Consider the following 19227-nt stretch of genomic DNA (forward strand, 5'->3'; position numbering starts at 1 on the left):
TTTCCTCCTTGGGGCCCGGTGAACAGGCGGCGGAGACTGCCCCCAGAGTCACCGTCGCTGCGGCCGCGATCAAAGCCCGACGCCGCACATCAGCCATGTGCCGAGCCTACCTTGAGCGCCTCGCGGCACGGCGTAAGGCGGGCCGGCCCAGGGGTGTCAGCCCGCCGCCGTCGTACCCCGGCCGTAAGCTGGAAGCATGGCGAGCAACTGGGATCGACTGGACCCGAGCCTGCGCGAATCGGTGCAGGACAATGTGGAACTCTACGAGCGGGTGCGCCCTGCCCTGAAGCTGGTCACCCGCGAGGTCCTGCTGACGCTGCGGACCATGCTCAAGGGCACCGAGGTGACTCCGCTGTTCGTCACGGGCCGGACCAAGACGGTCGAATCCTTCCGCGAGAAGATCTCCCGCATTGAGGAGCCGCTGGAACCGGGCGGTCCGCCGGTGCTGAAGTTCCCGGACCCGTTCCGGACCCTGAATGACATGGTGGGCATCCGGGTGATCACCAAGCTGCCGGCAGAAAACGCGGTGGTGGCCAACCTGATCAAACGCCAGCGCCAGCTCTTTGACTGCCGTGGTGACCGCGAGAAGGACATCGGCTCCATCGAGTCGGGAACCTACGGCTATTCCAGCCGCCACCTGATCCTTCGGACGATCCAGAACGACGCCGTCAAGGAGTACCAGCAGGCCTTCAACCCGGAGGTCCCGCCGAACGGCAGCTACTTCTTCGAATGCCAGATCCGCACCGTGTTCGCGCACGCCTGGAGCGAAATCGAACATGACATCCGATTCAAGGCCGAGGACCCGCGCGCCTGGACCCCGCACTTCGACCGGCAGTTCACCGCCACCGCCGCCATGCTGGAAACAGTGGAAGGTGCGTTCGCTGACCTGCACGAACGCTACGAAGAGGTCCGCAGCTATTGGGACATGGACGGTGAAGGCGCCGCCCAGCTGACCCCGAACCGGATCCGCGACGTCTGGCGCACGCTCCTGCCGCACGTGGCCCGGAAGGTCGACGACGACTGGGGCTGGGCCGCCGAGCTGATGGCCGCCCACGGCCTCAACCAGACCATGCAGCTGGCCGGGCTGCTCAGCGCCAACCGGATCACCGAGGTCCGCAAGGCCCTGGACCACCGCTACTCCCCCGGCCCGGACCGGCTCCTGGACGACCTGCTGCTCTGGCAGTACGGCACCAAACACATCGACCTCACCGCCGAACCGGCCGACGCCGTCCCGCACCCGCGGCGCGACAGCCTCCAGCGGCGGCTCAAGCAGATCGAGCGCTACCGCCTGACCCAGGGGTAGGGCCACGGACGGGTGAGCCTAGAGCCCGGTTGGCTCCAGCCGCTCCTCGACCACTTCAGCCTCCGGGCCGTCGGCCGGGACCAGCCGCACCCGGTAGGCGGCCTTGCCTGGCAATTCCGTGACCGCCCCGACCAGTTCCGTCCCGCGGTAGAGCAGGCCCACACCGTCGTCGGTGCAGTGGGTCTCGCCCAAGGTTCCGTCCGCCACCAGTCGGTGCACGAGCGGCCGGCGTGCGGCTTCGGAGTCGTAATGGACCCCGTTGTCATACGGCAGCAGGCCCAGGCCGTTGCTCACGGCGCGGAGTTCAGGGCCAAACGAATCGGTCGTCCCGCCGTTGAACCAGCAGATCGACCCGGCCGAGACTCCGGCCAGCACCACCCCTGCCTCCCAGACGCGCCGGAAGATTGCATCCAGCCCGTGGGCGCGCCAGACGGCGAGGAGGTTGACCACGGAGCCGCCGTTGACCCAGACCACATCCTGGCCCAGCAGGTAGTCCTCGACGTTTTCGACGTTGGGCATCGTGAACAGGTTCAGGTGGCTGAGCTGGAAGCCTGCGACGTTCCCCGCTTCGCTGATCTCGTTGTTGAACCACCGCTGATCGCCGCTGGCCGTGCCGACGTGGGCGACCCTGGGCGCCCGTCCGGCGACACCGGACAAGTCCACCGCGTAATGGACCAGCTTGTTGAATTCCAGGCGTGTCCGCGCCCCCGGTCTGTAGCCCCCGGAGGTGGCAAGGATTGTCGGTTGCTCGGCGGCCATGGTTCTCCTTCTACGGGAAGTGAAGTCTCGCTGCTGAGACTACCCATGCCCGCGGAATTTCCGAGTTTCCGGCAAGTCAGCAGCTGTCGCGGCGCCATCGCATCCTCGAGGCGGGAATTTCCGGGCGCTAGCGGCATTCGGGCGCGCCTGGAAATGGGCGCGTCGCAGTGCGGCTGGCGCGTCACGGTCGGGTTGGCGGGTCGCAGTGCGGCTGGCGCGTCACGGTGCGTTGGGCGGGTCGCAGTGCGGCTGGCGCGTCACGCCTCCGGGCCTCGGAAGCGGGCGACGTACGCCCGCTGCCACGGAGTCTCGACGGCGCCCCGGCGGTAGCGTGCGCGCACGAAGGCTACGGCCTCCGCAGGCGGGACGCCGTCCAGGACCGCAAGGCAGGCCAGCGCGGTGCCGGTCCGTCCGCGGCCGCCCCAGCAGGCAACTTCAACCCGCTCGGTCCCGGCACGGCGCAGGGCCTCCGTCAGCGCATCCAAGGTATCGGCGTCGTCGGCCGGAACGCGCAGATCCCGCCAGCGGACCCAGCGGGAATCCCAGCCCACCGGGGCCGGGCGGTTCCCCAGCAGGTACAGGCCGCGGCCCGGCGGGAAGCGGCCTGAGCAACGCGCGACCGCGGATGAGCAGGCCGGACGGAAGTTCAAGGATTCCCGTCTGGCCCGGGTCCCAGGTCTGCCTCATGTTCCCGAGCGTAGACCTTCCGCCGGCGACACGCACCGGTCCAATTCCGAGCTAACCCGGATGAACCACGGGTGCGTCGCCCTGTGTTCCGGTGAAGACCTTGCGGTCGATGTTGATGAGCAGCAAAGCAATCGGGGCAATCAGGATCGCGAAGTCCGCAGCCCACAGGAAGACCATGGAGTAGCCGGCGGAGAGGGCGGCCAGCGAGACACCGCCGGCCGTGGCGGCGGCAGCGATGGTGCTGAACAGGGCGAGTTCGCCCTGCAGGCACTCGGCATCCCCTGGTCGACCCCGCGGGCGCGGCAACACCCCACACGGGTTCGGCCGCCACGGCCTAACCGCGCCGGCGGCGCCGCCTAGTCGCCGGAGCCGAGCTTTCCGGCGAGGCGTTCGCGCATCAGGAGGCTGGCGTCATTGAGGCCCACGACGTCCACGGTCTTGCCGTGGTGCCGGTACTTCTCGGTGATGGCATCGAGCGAGGCGATCGTGGAGGCATCCCACAGGTGGCTGGCGTGCATGTCGATGACCACCCGGTCCGGATCCAGGGCGTATTCGAACTGGGTGTAGAGGTCGTTCGACGAGGCGAAGAAGAGCTCGCCGTCGACTGTATAGGTGGCGACCGGACCGCAGTCGACCTCTGCCACGGTGCGGTCCACCGTGACGAAGTGCGCGACGCGGCGGGCGAACAGCACCGTCGCCACCAGCACGCCGACGCCGACGCCGATCGCCAGGTTGTGCGTCGCCACGGTGACGCTCACGGTGGCCGCCATCACGAGCGTTTCGCTCTTGGGCATTGCCTTCAGTGTGGACGGCCGGATGCTGTGCCAGTCGAATGTGGCCACGGAAACGAAGATCATCACGGCCACGAGGGCGGCCATGGGGATGAGGGACACGATGCCGCCGAGGGCCACCACGAGGATGAGCAGGAAGACGCCGGCCAGGAACGTGGAGATCCGGGTGCGGGCGCCGGAGGCTTTGACGTTGATCATGGTCTGGCCGATCATCGCGCAGCCGCCCATGCCGCCGAAGAACCCGGTGACGATGTTGGCGACACCCTGGCCCCAGGCCTCGCGCGTCTTGTGGGAGCGGGTGTCCGTGATGTCGTCCACGAGCTTCGCGGTCATCAGGGATTCGAGCAGCCCCACAAAGGCCATCGCCAGGGCGAAGGGGAAGATCACCTGCAGCGTCTCGAGCGTGAAGGGGACGTTGGGCAGGAACAGGGACGGCAGCGAGTCCGGCAGTGCACCCTTATCCCCCACCGTGGGGACGGCGGCGGAGGCCAGCACGGTGACGATCGTCAGGACCACGATCGCGACGAGCGGGGCCGGCACAGCTTTGGTCAGTCTGGGCAGGCCGAAGACAATCAGCAGGCCCGCCGCGGTGAGCGGATAGACCAGCCAGGGGACGCCGATCAGCTCGGGGACCTGGGACAAGAAGATCAGGATGGCCAGGGCGTTGACGAATCCCACCATGACCGAGCGCGGGATGAACCGCATCAGCTTCGCGACACCCGAGAGGCCCAGGATGATCTGGAAGAGGCCGGCCAGGATCACCGCGGCGACGAGATAGTCCAGGCCGTGGGACTTCACCAGCGGGGCGATCACCAGGGCGACGGCGCCGGTGGCCGCCGAAATCATGGCCGGGCGGCCGCCGACGAAGGCGATCGTGACCGCCATGGTGAAGGAGGCGAAGAGCCCGATCCGGGGGTCGACGCCGGCAATGATCGAGAAGGCGATGGCCTCGGGGATGAGGGCCAGCGCGACGACGAGCCCGCCAAGGACCTCGGTCTTCAGCCGGCGCGGGGAACGCAGGGTGCCGCGGACAGACTGGAGCTGCTCCGGGGTGGGGGCAGGGGTGGTTCCGGCGGTTTTGGTGGCCATTGCGGCAACTTTACCGGCAGGACACTGAGGGGCGTTTCCCGCGCACCGGACACCGCAAAGAAATCTGACGTATTTGCAGGCGGAGCGGTCACGAACTGGCTTCGGAGCGGCCGCAGTGGCACCATGCTTGGATGCTTGAGGCAACCAAATCCCCGAAGTCCGCTCCCGAGACCAGCACTGTCGCGGTCCCGGTCAACCCCGCCCTCGCCGCCGAGGCCAAGATCGCCCGCATTGCGGTGACAGTGTTCCCGCTGCTCGTCGTCATCGCAGGCGTCGCCGGGTACCTGCTGCCGGACGCCTTCAAGCCGATGGGGCCCAGCGTGCCGTACCTGCTGGGCATCATCATGTTCTGCATGGGCCTGACGCTGACGCCGCCCGACTTTGCCTCTGTGGCCAAGCGTCCCGGGGCCGTGGTCCTGGGCATCGTGGCGCACTATGTCATCATGCCCGGCGCCGGCTGGCTGATCGCCGTCGGCCTGAACCTGTCGCCGGAACTGGCGGTGGGCCTGATCCTCGTCGGCTGCGCGCCCTCGGGCACCGCATCCAACGTGATGGCGTTCCTGGCCAAGGGCGACGTCGCCCTGTCGGTCGCCGTCGCCTCCGTGTCCACCCTGATCGCCCCGATCGTGACGCCGCTGCTGGTGCTTTTCCTGGCCGGCTCCTACCTGCAGATCGACGCCGGCGGCATGGTGCTGGACATCGTCAAGACCGTGCTGCTGCCGGTGATCGCCGGCCTGCTGGCCCGACTGTTCCTCAAAAAGCTCGTCGCCAGGGTGCTTCCGGCGCTGCCCTGGGCCTCCGCCGTCGTCATTTCCCTGATCGTGGCGATTGTGGTGGCCGGAAGCGCCAGCAAGATCGTCGCCGCCGGCGGGATCGTGTTCCTCGCCGTGGTGCTGCACAACGGCTTCGGCCTGGGCCTTGGGTATCTGGCCGGCAAGCTCGGGCGCCTGGACGACAAGGCCCGCCGGGCGCTGGCGTTCGAGGTCGGCATGCAGAACTCCGGGCTGGCCGCCACCCTGGCCACGGCGCACTTCAGCCCGCTGACCGCGCTGCCCTCCGCTGTGTTCTCGCTCTGGCACAACATTTCCGGCGCGATCGTCGCGGCCTTGCTGGCGCGGCGTCCCTTGCGGGACGAGTAGGGGCCGGCGCCTCCCTGGCGCTTAGGCGGACAGCCGCGCCAGCAGCCTCGCGACCGCCTGCTCGAAAAGTGTCCCGGCCCCCGCCGCCCCCGCAGTTCCCGGCGCCAGGACGTCGACACCGCCCGGCTGCGCCGAGTCCGAGAAGACCAGCAGGGCCACGCCGCGCTCGGCGAGTTCCTTCATCGTCTCAAGGTCGGCGGCGGTGCGTTCCGCCGGCTGGGAGCCGAGGATGACGCCGTCGGCGCCGCCGGAGAGCATGAACTGCCGCCAGCTTTCGCCCACCAGGATGACGGGCTGGTAGCCGTGCCGGGGCAGGATCGTGGCGGCTGCCGCCGCGAGCGCGCGGTCCCAGGCATCGTCGAGGTCGCTGATGGCCACGGCCACGACGTCGGTGCGTCCCCGCCGCATCCCGCGGGCCGCCCGGTTCGGTACATAGCCCAGCTCATCGGCCGCGGCGTGAACGCGGTCCTGGGTGGGCTGGCTGATCCGGGTATTGCCGCCGGGGCGGCCGGACAGCACGTAGGAGACGGTGGTCAGGGACACTCCTGCGGCCTCCGCGACGTCGCGGATGGTGGGCTTGGATCCGTGCCGCACTGATGACTCCCGGGTACGTCTGCGCCGCGGATTCGTGGCGATGGCCGAAAACTTCCTCGCGGGGTGTGCCCCCGGTCTGAACTCTAACCCCCACCCCAACGCGGGGTCACCTAGCGCCCATCCCGGGTCGCCGGACGGGCGCTAGGTGACCCCGCGTTGGGGTTGGACGGGCGACGGCGGCGCCTGCACCTTCCGTGGGACCAGCCTGCTTAGCCGTCGCAGGTGCAGCGCTGGTCCTGGGGCACGTCGGCCATGACGGAGTCGACATGCTCGCCGCAGCCGGCCCAGGTGATTTTTCCGCAACGATTACAACGAACTGCAGCACACATAGGATCTCCAAAATAGGGGTGCCGCGGATGCAGCACCTAATACAACAATAATACCCCATGGGGTATATTGAAAGGGTCCCCGGCCGCAGGGGCCATGCCGGGAACGCAGAAGGATCACAAATGAGCACAGATGAACGGCCGGAGGGCCTGCAGCCACGGCAGGCCACCAGGCCGGAAAATATCACCCCCTCAGCCGGGCCGGGCCTCGAAAATCCCGGCCTGCAACGCCGCGTCGTCTCCGTTCTTGTCGGCGGCCAGATCCTCGGCGGCATCGGCATGGGGGCAACGCTATCCCTGGGCTCCCTGCTGGCAGCGCAGCTCTCCGGATCCAACGCCTGGTCCGGCATGGCCGCCACGATGAGCACCCTTGGCGCCGCCTTCGCCGCCGTCCCCCTCGCCAGGCTGGCCCAGGCCCGAGGCCGGCGGATCTCGCTGTCCACCGGCGCACTGATCGCCGGCGCGGGCGCCGTCACGGCAATCACCTCAGCCTCGCTGGGCCTCTTCCCGCTGCTGCTGCTCGGCCTCATGCTCCTCGGCGCAGGCTCCGCAGTGAATCTGCAGGCGCGTTTCGCCGCAACCGACCTGTCCCGCCCCGGATCCCGGGGCCGTGACCTCTCGATCGTGGTGTGGTCCACAACCATCGGCGCCGTCTTGGGCCCGAACCTGTTCGGTCCCGGCGAGATCGTCGGAGCCTCCCTTGGTCTCCCACCGCTGACGGGCGCCTTCGCCTTTTCCGTGGTCGCGCAGCTTTCGGCCGCCGTCGTCTATGCGACGGGACTGCGGCCGGACCCCCTCCTCACCGCGATGGCCTCCCGGGTGCCCGATCTCCAAGCGCCCCGGCCCAAGAGCGGCCTGCGGATTCTGCGCAGCAACCCCCGGGCAAGGTATGCGGTGGCCGCCGTCGCCCTCAGTCACGCCACGATGGTGGCGCTCATGTCCATGACGCCCGTGCACCTGCGCGACCACGGGGCCAGCCTGACGGTGGTGGGCCTGACGATCAGCCTGCACATCGCCGGCATGTACGCGTTTTCTCCCGTTTTTGGCTGGATGGCGGACAAAGTCGGGCGGCTGAGCACCATCCTGCTGGGCCAGACCATGCTGCTGATGTCACTGGTGCTGGCCGGACTCGCGCCGGATTCCCGCACCGCCGTGACCACGAGCCTGATCCTGCTGGGGCTGGGCTGGTCCGCCTCCGTGGTTGCCGGCTCTGCCTTGGTGGCCGAATCGGCGCATGTTCAGGACCGGCCCGCGATCCAGGGTGTGTCGGACCTGAGCATGAACGCAGCCGGGGCGACCGGCGGAGCGCTGGCCGGACCGGTACTGGCCGCCGTCGGGTATTCCGGGCTCGGCTTCCTCTCCATCTCCCTGGTGGCCACCGTGGTCATCTGGACCTTCCTGCAGCCACGACGTCCCATCCAAGTCCAGGAGCAGCCATGACAGCCGACAGCGAGCGCAAACAGAACATCGGCGCGGGCACCCTGGAGGCACCCGAAAGCCGCGGCCGGGTGCGGCAGCTCGCGGAGGTGCTCCGCAGCTGGTCCCGGGAACGCGTGGCCACGACCGTCGTGGCGGCCGGCCTCGCAGCCGTCTTCCTGATGGCCGCCAACGGCATGATTGCCGGCGCCGGCACCGGTTGGACGGGCTACGCCCTGGTGGGCGCGGGCTCGATCCTGGCCGGGTTCCTGGCAGGCAGCTATGTGAATGCACCGATCGGCGCTGCCGCCACGCTGTGCGATCTGCGCTGGCCCGCCCTGGGCCTCTTCGGCGCGGTGTGGGCGAGTTCGGCGAGGGAAGCGCTCCCGCCAGTCCAGATCGCCGTCGGCCTGCTGTCCCTGGCCGTGATGGCATGGGCCCTGCATGGCCGCCTGGAGCTGGAGCGCAAGGTGACGCTGGGCCGCAACGGATCAGCGGACTCCGATGTCGAGGCCTGCACGGACTGCCGCCCGCTGTTCCCCACCAGGCCGCGGGACTGAGCCTGCAGCCACGGCGGCCGAGCACCGGTTAAAGGCGGATGTAGGCCCAGCCGTCCCATTGACGTTCGGCAAGGTGCGCGATGGCCGCCGGAACGATATCGACGCCGGGCAGCAGGCGCTCCGCCGGCACCCCCGCCGAACGCAGGCTGTTCCCGCACGCCAGCACCCGGACTCCGCCGGCGACGGCGGCGGAAACGGCTTCACCAAACCCCGAGCCCTCCACCAAGTGGGCCACGCCGGGCCCCTGGATGACGGCCTCGACGGGAACCTCTGCTCCGAGGGCCGCAACAGCGTTTTGGCTGCTCCGGAGCACCCCGGCAAGTGCTCCATCCGGCAACGGACCGGCCGAATGGGCCACGAGACCGCGCCGGCCCTGCCCATTGCGCTTCTCCGGCGGGGTCCCTTCATTTTCGACGGTCCGCCCGGCATGGTGTTCGGCTGCGAATTCAGACATGCAATCTCCGTCGGCTCGGTTGGGCCCGCCCGCTCCCGAGCCGGGCCGGGCTTGGCCGTTCCCTGCATGCTAGCGGCCGTCCTGCAGAAATGTACAAACATTCCTCCGAAGCGGGGCGGAGTCAAAGCGGCCAGGCCTCCGGGCCGGGTTTAGCATCTGAATTCCGGGTGTTTTACAACAGCACTCAGGTCACGTAGCCTCGCACACTACTAAATGTCTAAACATTTCGTTCCTCGACGGAACGCCTGAGGAGCCCGGATGCCCACCTTGACCAAGCCCGAGCCTGCAGCCGCCAAGCCACGCCGCCGCACCGCGTCCATAGTCTTGCCTGCACTTGGCATCGCCGTGCTGTTGCTTTTGGTGGGACTACTCTCGTACCAGGGGGCAGCGGCCCAAAAAGACGAAACCGAACAACGGCAGCAGGCCCAGGACCCCAAGAGTCCCGCCGGCGAAAAACTGGACATGTCCCGCCGGAGAGCGGACGATCCGACAGCGGTCGGAAGCCCGGATGCTCCGGTCGTCCTGGTGGAGTACGCCGACTACCGCTGCCCTTTCTGCGGGCTATTTTCCCGGGACACCCTGCCCCCGCTGGTGGCGAAATACGTCGACCGCGGCGACCTGAGAGTGGAGTGGCGTGACCTGCCGGTCTTCGGGGCGCAGTCATCCGCCGCCGCCGTCGCCGGACGCGCGGCGGGCGAGCAGGGCCGGTTCTGGGAATACAACAAGGCCGTCTATGCCATCGCGCCTGAGCGCGGCCACGCCGAGCTGACCCGGGAGCGGCTGATCCAGCTTGCCGGCGACGCAGGAATCCCCGACTTGAAGAGGTTCGAAGCGGATCTCGACTCCGCCGAACTCAAGGAGGCGGTGTCGAAGGATGCCCAGGAGGCCGCGTCCCTGGGCGCAACCGGCACACCCATGTTCCTGGTGAACGACACCCCTCTCGTTGGTGCACAGCCGCTGGCCACCTTTGAGAAGGCCATCGATGCCGCCCTGAAGTCCGCCAAGGGCAATTGATATGGACATCGGCTACGCGGGCGCATTCCTGGGCGGCGTTCTTACCCTGCTGAGCCCTTGCTCAGCCCTCCTGTTGCCCGCATTCTTCGCCTACGCGTTCTCCACGAAGACCCGGTTAGTGGCACGGACTGGGCTGTTCTACCTGGGCCTGCTGAGCACCCTGGTGCCGCTGGGGGTATTTGCCGGGGTACTTGGCTCCCTTGTCACGCTGCACCGGCCGGTCCTGGTCGGCGTTTCGGCGGCCCTGGTGATCCTCCTGGGCTCCGCCCAGATCGCGGCAATCCGGCTCCCCTCCGGGCTCACGCCGACGGCGGGCGCCGGCTCCTCGCGGCTGTCCGTCTTCGCACTGGGGACCGTCTACGGGGTCGCTGGGGTCTGCACCGGCCCCATCCTGGGCTCCATCCTGACCGTGGCCGCAGTGGGCAGCAACGCCGTCTACGGTGGCGCGCTGCTGGCAGTCTTCGCGCTTGGGATGGCTTTGCCGCTCTTTGTCCTGGCCCTCCTGTGGGACCGGCTAGGCATCTCCGGTCGCCGCTGGTTGCGGCCGCGGCCGCTCACCATCGGTACGTGGTCGAACTCCTGGCTGATGATCATTTCCGGCCTCATTTCCGTCGGCGTCGGCGTGCTGCTGCTGATCAGCGACGGGACGGCGGGGCTGGGCGGTGTGCTGACTGTTCAGGACCAGTTCCGCACAGAATCGGCCGCCACTGAGGCTGCCGCCGGCATCCCTGATCTCGTGGTCACCGGGGCCGCTGCCCTCGTTCTCGCGATCGGCACGGCACTGTATTTCAAGAGCCGCCAAAGCGGGCAAACCATGCCCCCAGAAACGCCCCCGGAGCCGGCGACCCACAAAGTGCGCCGGAGACCGTGACCAACCGGACAGCCGGCGCCCCTGGCCCGGCCAAAGACAGGAATGCCCGATGATCCGCAGAAAATCCGAAGACCTGATATCTGCCGTGGCGCAATGGCCGGCGCGGCGCTGGCTGGCTGCGGCCGGCGCCGCCGCCGCCACCTACCTCGTGGTGGCCGTGCCCACGGACCTGATCGACACACCGCTTTTCAGCCGTGAGGTCCCGCCGACCTGGTGGTCCTTCCCGGTCCTCGGCGTTACGGCCGTCCTCACCGGATTGCTGCTGGCCACCTATGTCTCCCGCGAACCAGCGGCCGACGGCGGGCCCGGCGACAGAGAGCCCGACAGCAAAGGCCGGTTCGGGGCTGCAGGCGCCATCGTTTCATTTTTTGCCGTGGGCTGCCCGGTCTGCAACAAGCTCGTCCTGCTGGCCCTCGGCACCTCCGGCGCCATGCAGTACTTCGAACCGATCCAGCCCCTGCTGGCGGCCCTCTCCATCGCCCTGCTGCTGTGGGCATTCGTGAAGAGGGCAACCTCTGAGGATCACTGCCCGATGCCTCGCGTTCAGGCGGCGCCCTAGGCCCGACGGGGCGGAACGGCCTTACAGCCAAAGGCTGTCACGATTGCCACCCTGTCGCCAAGGACATAGCTGCGCCGGAACTCGAGGTCGCGCGCCCGGTGGCAGCCGGTCCGCTCGATCAGCAGGAGCGGGGAGCTCTCCGGGCACCCAAGCAGGGCCGCCTGCGCGGGGGTGGCGAGCACGGCAGTGAGCTGCTCCGTACCGCCGTCCAGCACGACGCCGCAGCGCCGGTCAAGCTCCCCGTAAAGAGACGCGTCACGGAAGTCTGCTTCAAGCAGCTTCCCGGCGGCCCCAGCGGGGAGCCAGACCTGGTCCAGTCCAATCGGCTCGCCGTCGGCGAGGCGCACCCGCGAGAGGTGGAAGAGTTCCGCGTCCGGATCCATGGACAGCTTTACCGCCACCTCCGGATTGACCACGAGGTGCTGCTCCAGGACCACACTGCGGTGTTTCATCCCGGACTCCCGGATGGACGCCAGCACGCTGTAGATCGGCCCGTACGCCGTACTTCTCCCGGCGACCACTGTTGGTTTCTTTCCGGGGTGGGCGGTGATGTGCCCGGCATCACGCAAGGGTTTCAAAGCGGCCCGGATCGTGCCCCGGCTTACCCCGTAACGCTGCGCCAGTTCCAGTTCCCCGGGGAAACCCGCTACAAACTCCCCGGCGAGGACTTCTTCCAGGAGCACGGCGCTGACAGTCTTCCAGAGCGGGCCGCCCTTGGCCCGTTCCACGGCGGCCTCCGCGTGGGTCGCTGACTCTGGGTCCTGGTGGTCCTTCACATTGCTCCCGACCGATTTACTGCACAAAGCTGCTGGCATTAAGACGTTACTGCATCACACACGCCGGCATCTGGGCCGGGCTCCCCCGCACGCAGCAGGTTCCGGCAGCTTCTATACCCCCACGGGTATGTGAGATACTGGCGTACGGACTTATTCGCCGCTGGGCACTGAGGGGTCACTCCCTGACGAACCCCGGGTTCCGAGGAGGAAGAATGACGGCACGCGGCCTGCGCCTTGTACGCGGCTGGATCGGCGCCGTCGTCGCGACCTCCATCGCAGCGGGTTCGCATTCCCTGGCCGGTGGGAACGCTCCCGAACTTCCGTTGCTCCTGTTGGCGCTGGCTCTGTCCGGGCTGGTCTGCACCGCTCTCACGGGGCGGGGGCTGTCCCTCTGGCGGCTCTCCGCCGGTGTTGCTTTGAGCCAGGGACTTTTCCACTGGCTGTTCAGCGGGGCCACGGCTCCGCATGGGTCCAGTGCTCCGGCCGGCGGCCATCTGGCACACTCGTCCGCACTGGAACCCTCCGGTACATTCCTCTCCGCCGCGGCGGACCATACCTCACCACTGATGTGGCTGGGACACGCCGTGGCCGCCGTCCTGACCGTGGCCGTCCTGCGCCGCGGCGAGACCGCCGTCGTCCGGCTGGTCCAGGCCATGCGCCTGCGCGTGACGGCTCTCCTCCCGCTTTTCCTCCCGTTGCCGGTGCGCCCGGCCCCGGCCGCTCTGCCGGCCAACCGGCCCGTCAGGCCGCTGCGCAACCTCGGCGCACCGCTGCTGGTGATGCGCCACCGCGGGCCTCCTCTGCTTCCGCTCGTGTCCTAGGCGTTCGCGCCTTTCACCCGATACGCCCCGCAGCGCTGCCGGACAGCGCCGGGGCGGGAAGCAGCCATGACAAGAAGACCCTTGAAAACATGGCGGAATCCTGGCTTGGGAGCAACACTGCTCGCCGCCCTCTTGCTCTGCGTAGGCATCAGCCTCCCTGCAGCGCCGGCGGCGTTCGCCCACGACCAGCTGATTTCGTCCAGCCCGGCGCCCGACGAGGGCCTGGACAAGACGCCCGCCAGCATCATCCTGACCTTCGGTTCGCCCCTGCTGACGCTGGGCCACGAGGTCCGCGTCGTCGATGACAACGCCAGGAACTGGGTAACCGGCGCCGCCGTACTCACCCGGCAAACACTGACCCAGGCGCTCCCGGAACTCCCCGACGGCGGCTACCAGGTCAGCTGGCGGGTGGTCTCCGCGGACGGTCACCCGATCAGTGGCGGCTACCGGTTCCACGTCGGCAAACCTGCCGCCGCGGCACCGGCGGCAGCCTCTCCCAGCCCTCACGACGGCGTTCATACCGGCGTTGAAACCAGTGCAGCCGCCGCGAGCGCCACCGGTGACGGTGCCGGCACACCCGGCTGGCTCCCTGCCGCAGGAACCGCTGCGGCCGCAGGTCTCGTCATTTACCTGGCCTTTGCAGGCCTCCGGCGCATCAAGCGCAACACGCTATCCCCCAGCGAATAACACTTTCCGGGCCGGCCCGCCGCGGCCGCCTGCCACGATTCAGGAGTACCAGCATGTCCAAGAAGCTCGTTTACCCCGCCCTTTCCGTTCTCGCCGCCGCATCCCTGGCCCTCGCCGGCTGCGCCCCCTCAGCCTCGACGCCGTCCCCGTCGTCCACCGTCACCATCCCGGCCAGTGCCGCCGCCGCGCTGGCGGTCAGCCAGCCGTGGGTCAAGGCCGCCGAATCAGGTATGACCGGCGGATTCGGGGTCATCAAGAACACCTCCGACGCCGACATCACTGTCACCGGCGCCACCACCCCGGCGGCCCGGTTCGTCGAGCTGCACGAAACCGCAGCGGGACCCAACGGCGCCATGCAGATGCGGGCCAAGCAGGGCGGCTTTGTGATCCCGGCCCGCGGCGAACTGAAACTGGAGCCGGGAGCCAACCACCTCATGCTGATGGGGCTTAGCGCGCCCATCGCCGTCGGCGCTGACGTCACGTTCACCCTGGAACTGGCGGGCGGCGGCAGCTTCGAGTTCACCGCCGTGGCCAAGGACTTCAGCGGCGCCAACGAGAACTATGTCGAAGAAGGAGGCGCCGGCATGTCGCACGGCCAGCCTTCCGGGGCCGCCGGCAGCGCGACCGCTGCCGCGCCGTCGCCGACCGCGAAGTAATGGCTGGCTCCCAGCAGCCCGGCGGTTCACCCGCCGGCAGTGAAGAGCGCGGGGTGCCGAGGAAACTGCCGCGGCGCGGGCTGCTCTTCGGCGGGGCTGCCGCAGGGCTGGGGGCGCTGGCCGCGGCCGGCGTCCAGCTCGCCGGGGGCGGCGTCCAGCTGGCGGACACTGCAGCGGTTGATCCCGTGGAGGGCATCCACGGCAGCGGCGTGGTTCCGTTTCACGGCGACCGCCAGGCGGGCATTACGACGCCGGCGCAGGCCCACGGTGTTTTTGTCGCCCTGGATCTGCGGCCCGGAACGACGCGCGCCGGGGTCAGGGCGTTGCTGCGGCTGCTCAGCGACGACGCCGCGAACCTCTGCGCGGGACAACCGGCACTGGCCGACACCGAGGGCGAACTCGCCCAGGTGCCGGCCCGTCTGACGGTCACATTCGGATTCGGACCCGGGCTCGTCGCCGCGGTGGACCCCGCCCGGGCACCGGGCTGGCTGAAGCCGCTGCCGGCGTTCAGCATCGACCGGCTGCAGCCCGGGTTCTCCGACGGTGATCTGCTGCTGCAGATCTGCGCGGATGATCCGTTGACCGTGGCGCATGCCCAACGGATGCTCCTGAAGGACAGCAGGAGCTTCGCAACCGTCCGCTGGGCGCAGACCGGCTTCCGGCGGGCGTACGGCAGCGAAAAGTCCGGGACCACCATGCGGAACCTGTTCGGCCAGGTGGACGGGACTGCGAACCCGGCACCGGACAGCGCGGAGTACGAGCGCGTGGTCTGGGGCGGCGGGGAAATTCCGGCGTGGACGGACAACGGCACCTCCGTCGTCATCCGCCGGATCGCGATGAACCTGGACAAGTGGGACGAGGTGGACCGCGTCGGCCGGGAGGAATCCATGGGCCGCCGGCTCTCCAACGGCGCGCCCCTGACCGGGACGCACGAGCACGATGAACCCGACCTGGCCGCCGTGTCCAGGCTCGGGTTCCCGGTCATCTCGGACGTCTCGCACCTGCGCCGCGCCCGGCCCGAGGACAGTTCCCAGCGGATCTTCCGCCGGGCCTACAACTACGATGCCTCTCCCGGCGCCGGCGGGGTCTCGGACTCGGGGCTGATCTTCGTGTCCTATCAGGCCGACGTCGACAGGCAGTTCACGCCGATCCAGCGCCGGCTCGATCAAATGGACATGCTCAACCAGTGGACCACCCCGGTCGGCTCGGCTGTGTTCGCCATCCCGCCGGGCGCCCGTGAGGGCGGTTTCGTTGGGGAAGCCCTGTTCACCTGATCCAAAGCAACGCGGGGTCACATCGCGCCCATTCCGGGGCCCCGGACGGGCTTGAAGTGACCCCGCGTTGGGGCGCCGGGAGGTGCGGACGCGTTCTGCTTAGCTAAACCGGGGCAGGCGCAGGGAGATGGTGGTCCCCACTCCCGGCGTGGACGCGGCGTGAACGGTTCCGCCATGGCTGGTCACGATTTCGCGGACCAGGGCGAGCCCGATTCCGGAGCCCGCGATCTGCTCTGCGGCCCTGCCCCGCCAGAGCCGGTCAAAGATATGAGGCAGCTCCTCGGCGGGGATGCCCGGGCCGGTGTCGGCGACAGTCAGGACGGCATCGCCGCCGTCGACCAACGCCCTCAGGGTGACCTTGTCGCCGTTTCGGCAGTAGCGCGCGGCGTTGGCCAGCAGATTGCCGACCGCCTGGTGCAGGCGGTCGGCGTCGGCCCTGACCCATACGGGACCGGCGCTCTCCAGCTCCGCCGCCAGGCCGGCCGCCCGCAACTCCGGTTCAGCACGGGCCAGGGCATCGGCAGCGAGCGCGGCAAGGTCCACCGGTGCCAGATCCAGGGACAGCGCCGCCGTTTCGACTGCGGAAAGCTCGGCGAGGTCGGCCACCACCCGGCCAAGCCTGAGAGATTGGTCGTGCAAACCGGCCAGACCGGCAGGCGTCGGTTCAATGAATCCGTCGCGCAGTTCCTCGAGCCCGGCCTGCAGGGCCGCGAGCGGAGTGCGCAACTCGTGGGCCACATCCGCGGTGAGGTTGCGCCTTTCCGTATCGGACCGGACAACCGCATCCGCCATGTCATTGAAGGCGCGGGCGAGGTCGCCGAGTTCGCCAGGCGCGTCCCCGGCCGTGCGCACGTTCCGGTCTCCCGCGCCGAATGAACGCGCCGCCTCCGTCATGCTGCGGATCGGCCGGACAAGCCTCCGGGTGACGAACCAACTCGCGGCGGTAGCCACCGCCAGGGCAACCAAGGCAGCGACGGCGATCCAGGTCCAGGCGACGTCGAGGATCCTCGTTCCGCTGTTTCCTCCAAGGTTCACCCGCACCAAACCGACGCGAGTGCCGTCGGCGATCACATCGGCGGTCGCCGCTCCCGGGCCGCTGGCATCTGCCTGGCCGCCGTTTCCCCGGGCCTGGTTGCCGGAGCCGGCCAGCACTTTACCGCTGGCATCGACGATACTCAGGCGGGCCGATGCGGCATCACCGATGGCCAGGGCCCGACCCAGGTCGGCGCCGTCCCAGCCCCCGGCCTGCTGATAGGCGTCCGCGGCGGCAGCGGCCGCAGCGGCGGCCACCTGTTCGCGGTCCGCCTGCTGCGCAGCGTGAACACCACGGTCCACCCCAATCAGTGCAGCCGCGACCAGCACGAGGACCGACGAAACGGCCACCAGAACAAACGCCAGCAGGAGCCGATTCCCAAGTTGACCAAGGCCCTTCCCTGCGAGCCTCATTGTCGCCCGTCCCGGCGCAGGCCCAACCGGTAGCCCACGCCGGTCACCGTTTCCACGACGTCTGAGGCTCCGGGTCCGAGCTTCCGGCGGAGGTTCTTGACGTGGGAGTCGATGGTGCGTTCGTAACCGGCATATTCATAACCGCGGACGCGGTTCACCAGCTCGTACCGCGAGTAAACCCGTCCCGGAGATGCCGCCACGGCGTCCAGCAGGTCCCACTCTGTGGGGGTCAAATCCAGCAGCTTCCCATCCAGCCACGCCTTGTGCAGGCCCGGGTCGATTCGCAGCCTGCCGTCACCGTAGCTCGCCGCCTCGCCCGCGGCAGGAACACCGCCGAAGCGGTGCAGGACTGCCTGCACCCGCAGGACCAGTTCGTGCGGGCTGAAGGGCTTGGTCACATAGTCGTCGGCCCCCAGTTCAAGACCCCGGATCCGGTCCTCCGTGCTGCTGCGGGCCGTCAGCACTATCACCGGAAGGCTTCCGAGCGCGTGGATCTCACGGAGGACGTCGGTGCCGTCGACATCGGGCAGTCCGAGATCCAGCACCACCAGGTCGGCGGAGGGCAGAAGCCGCATGGCCTCGGCGCCCGAGCGAGTGGTCAGGACCGAGAACCCGGCCCGTTCAAGGTAGCGGCGCAGCACTTCACGGATGTCTTTTTCGTCCTCGACGACCAGCACGGTGGGCATAGGGCTAACACTAATGCCAGCTTTTGCGCGGTGAGGCAGGGCGGAACGAATCTCCACACAATCTGCACACCGTCACCAGCTGCGCTGCACACGCCGGCGGCATTCTGTATCTACCAGCTGATTTTCCAGCAACGAACAAGGAGCCCACGATGCGAAAGAAGACCATGATTGCAGCTGCAATCGCCGGCGGGACCGTGATTACCGCTCTTATTGCAGGGCCCAGCGTGGCCGCCGTCGTGCAGGGCGGGCAGAACAGCCAGAACGGCCAGCACCCGCAAAGTGGGCAGGCGCAGTCCATGAACGGCCATGGCCGGGCCACTGGCGACCAGGCCGGCGACCACGCGGCGGGCAACCATGCCGCCGGCAGCCCAATGGGCCACGGCAAGGCTGGCGGGCAGGGCGCGGATCAGGGCCCAGGACAGGGCTCGGGTCTGGACTCCGGGAGCACTGCCACCGGCACCATGACGGATGGGCAGCGGGCAGAACTTGGGTATATGGCCGAAGAGGAACTGGTGGCCCATGATCTGTACACCGCCTTTGCCGGCCTGTACGACAACCCGGTGTTCAGCCGCGTCGCCAATTCGGAGTCCAAGCACCTCGAGGCCGTCCGGAACCTGATGGAACGTTACGGCGTCGCGGATCCCACCGTCGGCCACACGGCGGGCGTGTTTTCGGACGACAGCCTGCAGAAGCTCTACGATGAGCTGCTCACGCAGGGCCAGGCCAGCCAGGACGGCGCGCTTGCGGCCGGACGGACCGTCGAAACGACTGACATTGAGAGCCTGACCGCCGCGGCCCAAGGCGCCATCACGGCACCCGATGCAAAGGCCGTCTTCACCCGTCTCCTGGAGGCATCTCAGCACCACCTCACCGCGTTCGGCGGTTAGGAAAGCCCGTCAGAGGGAATGCCCGCCACGGTGGGCATTCCCTCTCGTCGTGTCGGTATGTGCACGGCTCCGGCCTCCGGGGAACCGGCGGCTAGGGTGTATCCCAGCCGATGCTGGCGGCCTCGTCCAGGGTGCGCGCCTCGAAATGCTCCAGCATCTCGCGCATGCCGTCCATGCTCTGCTTGAACATCTCGGTCGCCCGCCACGCTTCAGCCTGCTCCAGGGACTCCCACGGGCCGGTGCTGATGAACCGGTTCCGGACATTCCGATCATGCATCAGCACGGCCTTCGCGTGCGGGAAGTCCTCCTGGGTCTTCCGGGCCAGATCCCGCCAGGCCTGCACGAAATCATTTTCCCGGCCCGGGTGTACCAGCCAGATTCCCAGCGTATAAACCGACACGTCGATCGCCTCCATAGTCTGCACGGGGTGGA

At 68.6% G+C, this 19227-nt stretch carries 22 protein-coding genes; 12 read left to right on the forward strand and 10 right to left on the reverse strand.

All coding sequences use genetic code 11. The features are described 5' to 3' along the window. Window positions 1–196 precede the first annotated feature (196 nt). Window positions 197–1303, forward strand: coding sequence for a GTP pyrophosphokinase (locus AC1MFL_RS08485; protein ID WP_479814757.1), 1107 nt, complete (start codon window positions 197–199; stop codon window positions 1301–1303). An 18-nt stretch (window positions 1304–1321) separates the two neighbouring features. On the opposite strand, the gene AC1MFL_RS08490 is transcribed toward AC1MFL_RS08485, so the two are convergent. The 4 genes from AC1MFL_RS08490 to AC1MFL_RS08505 form a co-directional block, all read right to left on the reverse strand. Continuing rightward, on the reverse strand, window positions 1322–2062 hold the full coding sequence (locus AC1MFL_RS08490; RefSeq protein WP_479814759.1) for a Type 1 glutamine amidotransferase-like domain-containing protein: 741 nt from the start codon (window positions 2060–2062) through the stop codon (window positions 1322–1324). A 257-nt stretch (window positions 2063–2319) separates the two neighbouring features. Next, entirely contained in the window at window positions 2320–2712 is a 393-nt protein-coding gene (locus AC1MFL_RS08495) for a protein-tyrosine phosphatase family protein (RefSeq protein ID WP_479814761.1), read from the reverse strand. A gap of 88 nt (window positions 2713–2800) precedes the next feature. Further along, the gene (locus AC1MFL_RS08500; protein ID WP_479814763.1) at window positions 2801–3058 is read right to left on the reverse strand and encodes a hypothetical protein; all 258 of its coding nucleotides are present in this window, start codon (window positions 3056–3058) and stop codon (window positions 2801–2803) included. 47 nt (window positions 3059–3105) lie between these two features. After that, window positions 3106–4629, reverse strand: a complete 1524-nt coding sequence (locus AC1MFL_RS08505) for a SulP family inorganic anion transporter (RefSeq protein ID WP_479814765.1) — start codon at window positions 4627–4629, stop codon at window positions 3106–3108. 131 nt (window positions 4630–4760) lie between these two features. On the opposite strand from AC1MFL_RS08505, the gene AC1MFL_RS08510 reads away from it, so the two are divergent. Further along, window positions 4761–5768, forward strand: coding sequence for a bile acid:sodium symporter family protein (locus tag AC1MFL_RS08510; protein ID WP_479814767.1), 1008 nt, complete (start codon window positions 4761–4763; stop codon window positions 5766–5768). 21 nt (window positions 5769–5789) lie between these two features. Here the strand turns inward: AC1MFL_RS08510 and AC1MFL_RS08515 are convergent, their stop codons facing one another. Further along, window positions 5790–6362 (reverse strand): LacI family DNA-binding transcriptional regulator, encoded by a 573-nt coding sequence (locus AC1MFL_RS08515; protein WP_479814769.1) that lies wholly within the window; start codon window positions 6360–6362, stop codon window positions 5790–5792. 449 nt (window positions 6363–6811) lie between these two features. Here AC1MFL_RS08515 and AC1MFL_RS08520 point away from each other — a divergent pair, with 449 nt between their 5' ends. Continuing rightward, entirely contained in the window at window positions 6812–8128 is a 1317-nt protein-coding gene (locus AC1MFL_RS08520) for an MFS transporter (protein ID WP_479814771.1), read from the forward strand. Beyond that, the gene (locus tag AC1MFL_RS08525; protein ID WP_479814773.1) at window positions 8125–8664 is read left to right on the forward strand and encodes a hypothetical protein; all 540 of its coding nucleotides are present in this window, start codon (window positions 8125–8127) and stop codon (window positions 8662–8664) included. The genes AC1MFL_RS08520 and AC1MFL_RS08525 overlap by 4 nt, the downstream gene beginning before the upstream one ends. A gap of 28 nt (window positions 8665–8692) precedes the next feature. Here the strand turns inward: AC1MFL_RS08525 and AC1MFL_RS08530 are convergent, their stop codons facing one another. Then, entirely contained in the window at window positions 8693–9118 is a 426-nt protein-coding gene (locus tag AC1MFL_RS08530) for a DsrE family protein (RefSeq protein ID WP_479814775.1), read from the reverse strand. Window positions 9119–9376: 258 nt separating this feature from the next. Here AC1MFL_RS08530 and AC1MFL_RS08535 point away from each other — a divergent pair, with 258 nt between their 5' ends. Genes AC1MFL_RS08535 through AC1MFL_RS08545 form a run of 3 tightly spaced genes read left to right on the forward strand, consistent with a single transcriptional unit; the run spans window position 9377 to window position 11562 of the window. Continuing rightward, complete coding sequence (locus tag AC1MFL_RS08535; protein ID WP_479814776.1) at window positions 9377–10132, forward strand: DsbA family protein; 756 nt, start codon at window positions 9377–9379, stop codon at window positions 10130–10132. A 1-nt stretch (window position 10133) separates the two neighbouring features. Further along, window positions 10134–11003 carry a cytochrome c biogenesis CcdA family protein gene (locus AC1MFL_RS08540; RefSeq protein WP_479814777.1) on the forward strand — a complete coding sequence of 290 codons (870 nt, stop codon included), beginning with the start codon at window positions 10134–10136 and terminating at the stop codon, window positions 11001–11003. Between the two features lie 49 nt (window positions 11004–11052). After that, window positions 11053–11562, forward strand: a complete 510-nt coding sequence (locus AC1MFL_RS08545) for a hypothetical protein (RefSeq protein WP_479814778.1) — start codon at window positions 11053–11055, stop codon at window positions 11560–11562. Here the strand turns inward: AC1MFL_RS08545 and AC1MFL_RS08550 are convergent. Then, window positions 11559–12338, reverse strand: coding sequence for a GntR family transcriptional regulator (locus AC1MFL_RS08550; protein WP_479814780.1), 780 nt, complete (start codon window positions 12336–12338; stop codon window positions 11559–11561). The genes AC1MFL_RS08545 and AC1MFL_RS08550 overlap by 4 nt on opposite strands. 212 nt (window positions 12339–12550) lie before the next feature. Here AC1MFL_RS08550 and AC1MFL_RS08555 point away from each other — a divergent pair, with 212 nt between their 5' ends. From AC1MFL_RS08555 to AC1MFL_RS08570, 4 genes are all read left to right on the forward strand, one after another. Continuing rightward, entirely contained in the window at window positions 12551–13159 is a 609-nt protein-coding gene (locus AC1MFL_RS08555; protein WP_479814781.1) for a hypothetical protein, read from the forward strand. 105 nt (window positions 13160–13264) lie between these two features. Further along, window positions 13265–13846: a copper resistance CopC family protein gene (locus AC1MFL_RS08560; RefSeq protein WP_479814783.1), complete on the forward strand. Its 582-nt coding sequence runs from the start codon at window positions 13265–13267 to the stop codon at window positions 13844–13846. Between the two features lie 53 nt (window positions 13847–13899). Continuing rightward, on the forward strand, window positions 13900–14502 hold the full coding sequence (locus AC1MFL_RS08565; RefSeq protein ID WP_479814785.1) for a copper chaperone PCu(A)C: 603 nt from the start codon (window positions 13900–13902) through the stop codon (window positions 14500–14502). Next, window positions 14502–15776 carry a Dyp-type peroxidase gene (locus AC1MFL_RS08570; RefSeq protein WP_479814786.1) on the forward strand — a complete coding sequence of 425 codons (1275 nt, stop codon included), beginning with the start codon at window positions 14502–14504 and terminating at the stop codon, window positions 15774–15776. Before AC1MFL_RS08565 ends, AC1MFL_RS08570 begins: the two co-directional genes overlap by 1 nt. Window positions 15777–15875: 99 nt before the next feature. On the opposite strand, the gene AC1MFL_RS08575 is transcribed toward AC1MFL_RS08570, so the two are convergent. Both AC1MFL_RS08575 and AC1MFL_RS08580 read right to left on the reverse strand, forming a co-directional pair. Next, window positions 15876–17159, reverse strand: coding sequence for a sensor histidine kinase (locus tag AC1MFL_RS08575; protein ID WP_479814787.1), 1284 nt, complete (start codon window positions 17157–17159; stop codon window positions 15876–15878). 59 nt (window positions 17160–17218) lie between these two features. Then, window positions 17219–17908, reverse strand: a complete 690-nt coding sequence (locus AC1MFL_RS08580) for a response regulator transcription factor (protein WP_479814789.1) — start codon at window positions 17906–17908, stop codon at window positions 17219–17221. A 149-nt stretch (window positions 17909–18057) separates the two neighbouring features. On the opposite strand from AC1MFL_RS08580, the gene AC1MFL_RS08585 reads away from it, so the two are divergent. After that, entirely contained in the window at window positions 18058–18795 is a 738-nt protein-coding gene (locus tag AC1MFL_RS08585) for a DUF2202 domain-containing protein (protein ID WP_479814791.1), read from the forward strand. 91 nt (window positions 18796–18886) lie between these two features. On the opposite strand, the gene AC1MFL_RS08590 is transcribed toward AC1MFL_RS08585, so the two are convergent. Next, on the reverse strand, window positions 18887–19210 hold the full coding sequence (locus AC1MFL_RS08590) for an antibiotic biosynthesis monooxygenase (RefSeq protein WP_479814792.1): 324 nt from the start codon (window positions 19208–19210) through the stop codon (window positions 18887–18889). Between the last annotated feature and the right edge of the window lie 17 nt (window positions 19211–19227).

This window comes from Arthrobacter sp. BG3, assembly GCF_056680185.1.

Bases quoted from the DNA above. Each gene is read 5' to 3' on its own strand.
- AC1MFL_RS08565 (WP_479814785.1), top strand. From the start codon at position 13,900: ATGTCCAAGAAGCTCGTTTACCCCGCCCTTTCCGTTCTCGCCGCCGCA.
- AC1MFL_RS08520 (WP_479814771.1), top strand. From the start codon at position 6,812: ATGAGCACAGATGAACGGCCGGAGGGCCTGCAGCCACGGCAGGCCACC.
- AC1MFL_RS08535 (WP_479814776.1), top strand. From the start codon at position 9,377: ATGCCCACCTTGACCAAGCCCGAGCCTGCAGCCGCCAAGCCACGCCGC.
- AC1MFL_RS08485 (WP_479814757.1), top strand. From the start codon at position 197: ATGGCGAGCAACTGGGATCGACTGGACCCGAGCCTGCGCGAATCGGTG.
- AC1MFL_RS08540 (WP_479814777.1), top strand. From the start codon at position 10,134: ATGGACATCGGCTACGCGGGCGCATTCCTGGGCGGCGTTCTTACCCTG.
- AC1MFL_RS08510 (WP_479814767.1), top strand. From the start codon at position 4,761: ATGCTTGAGGCAACCAAATCCCCGAAGTCCGCTCCCGAGACCAGCACT.
- AC1MFL_RS08545 (WP_479814778.1), top strand. From the start codon at position 11,053: ATGATCCGCAGAAAATCCGAAGACCTGATATCTGCCGTGGCGCAATGG.
- AC1MFL_RS08570 (WP_479814786.1), top strand. From the start codon at position 14,502: ATGGCTGGCTCCCAGCAGCCCGGCGGTTCACCCGCCGGCAGTGAAGAG.
- AC1MFL_RS08490 (WP_479814759.1), bottom strand. From the start codon at position 2,062: ATGGCCGCCGAGCAACCGACAATCCTTGCCACCTCCGGGGGCTACAGA.
- AC1MFL_RS08505 (WP_479814765.1), bottom strand. From the start codon at position 4,629: ATGGCCACCAAAACCGCCGGAACCACCCCTGCCCCCACCCCGGAGCAG.
- AC1MFL_RS08585 (WP_479814791.1), top strand. From the start codon at position 18,058: ATGCGAAAGAAGACCATGATTGCAGCTGCAATCGCCGGCGGGACCGTG.
- AC1MFL_RS08530 (WP_479814775.1), bottom strand. From the start codon at position 9,118: ATGTCTGAATTCGCAGCCGAACACCATGCCGGGCGGACCGTCGAAAAT.
- AC1MFL_RS08590 (WP_479814792.1), bottom strand. From the start codon at position 19,210: ATGGAGGCGATCGACGTGTCGGTTTATACGCTGGGAATCTGGCTGGTA.
- AC1MFL_RS08555 (WP_479814781.1), top strand. From the start codon at position 12,551: ATGACGGCACGCGGCCTGCGCCTTGTACGCGGCTGGATCGGCGCCGTC.
- AC1MFL_RS08580 (WP_479814789.1), bottom strand. From the start codon at position 17,908: ATGCCCACCGTGCTGGTCGTCGAGGACGAAAAAGACATCCGTGAAGTG.
- AC1MFL_RS08525 (WP_479814773.1), top strand. From the start codon at position 8,125: ATGACAGCCGACAGCGAGCGCAAACAGAACATCGGCGCGGGCACCCTG.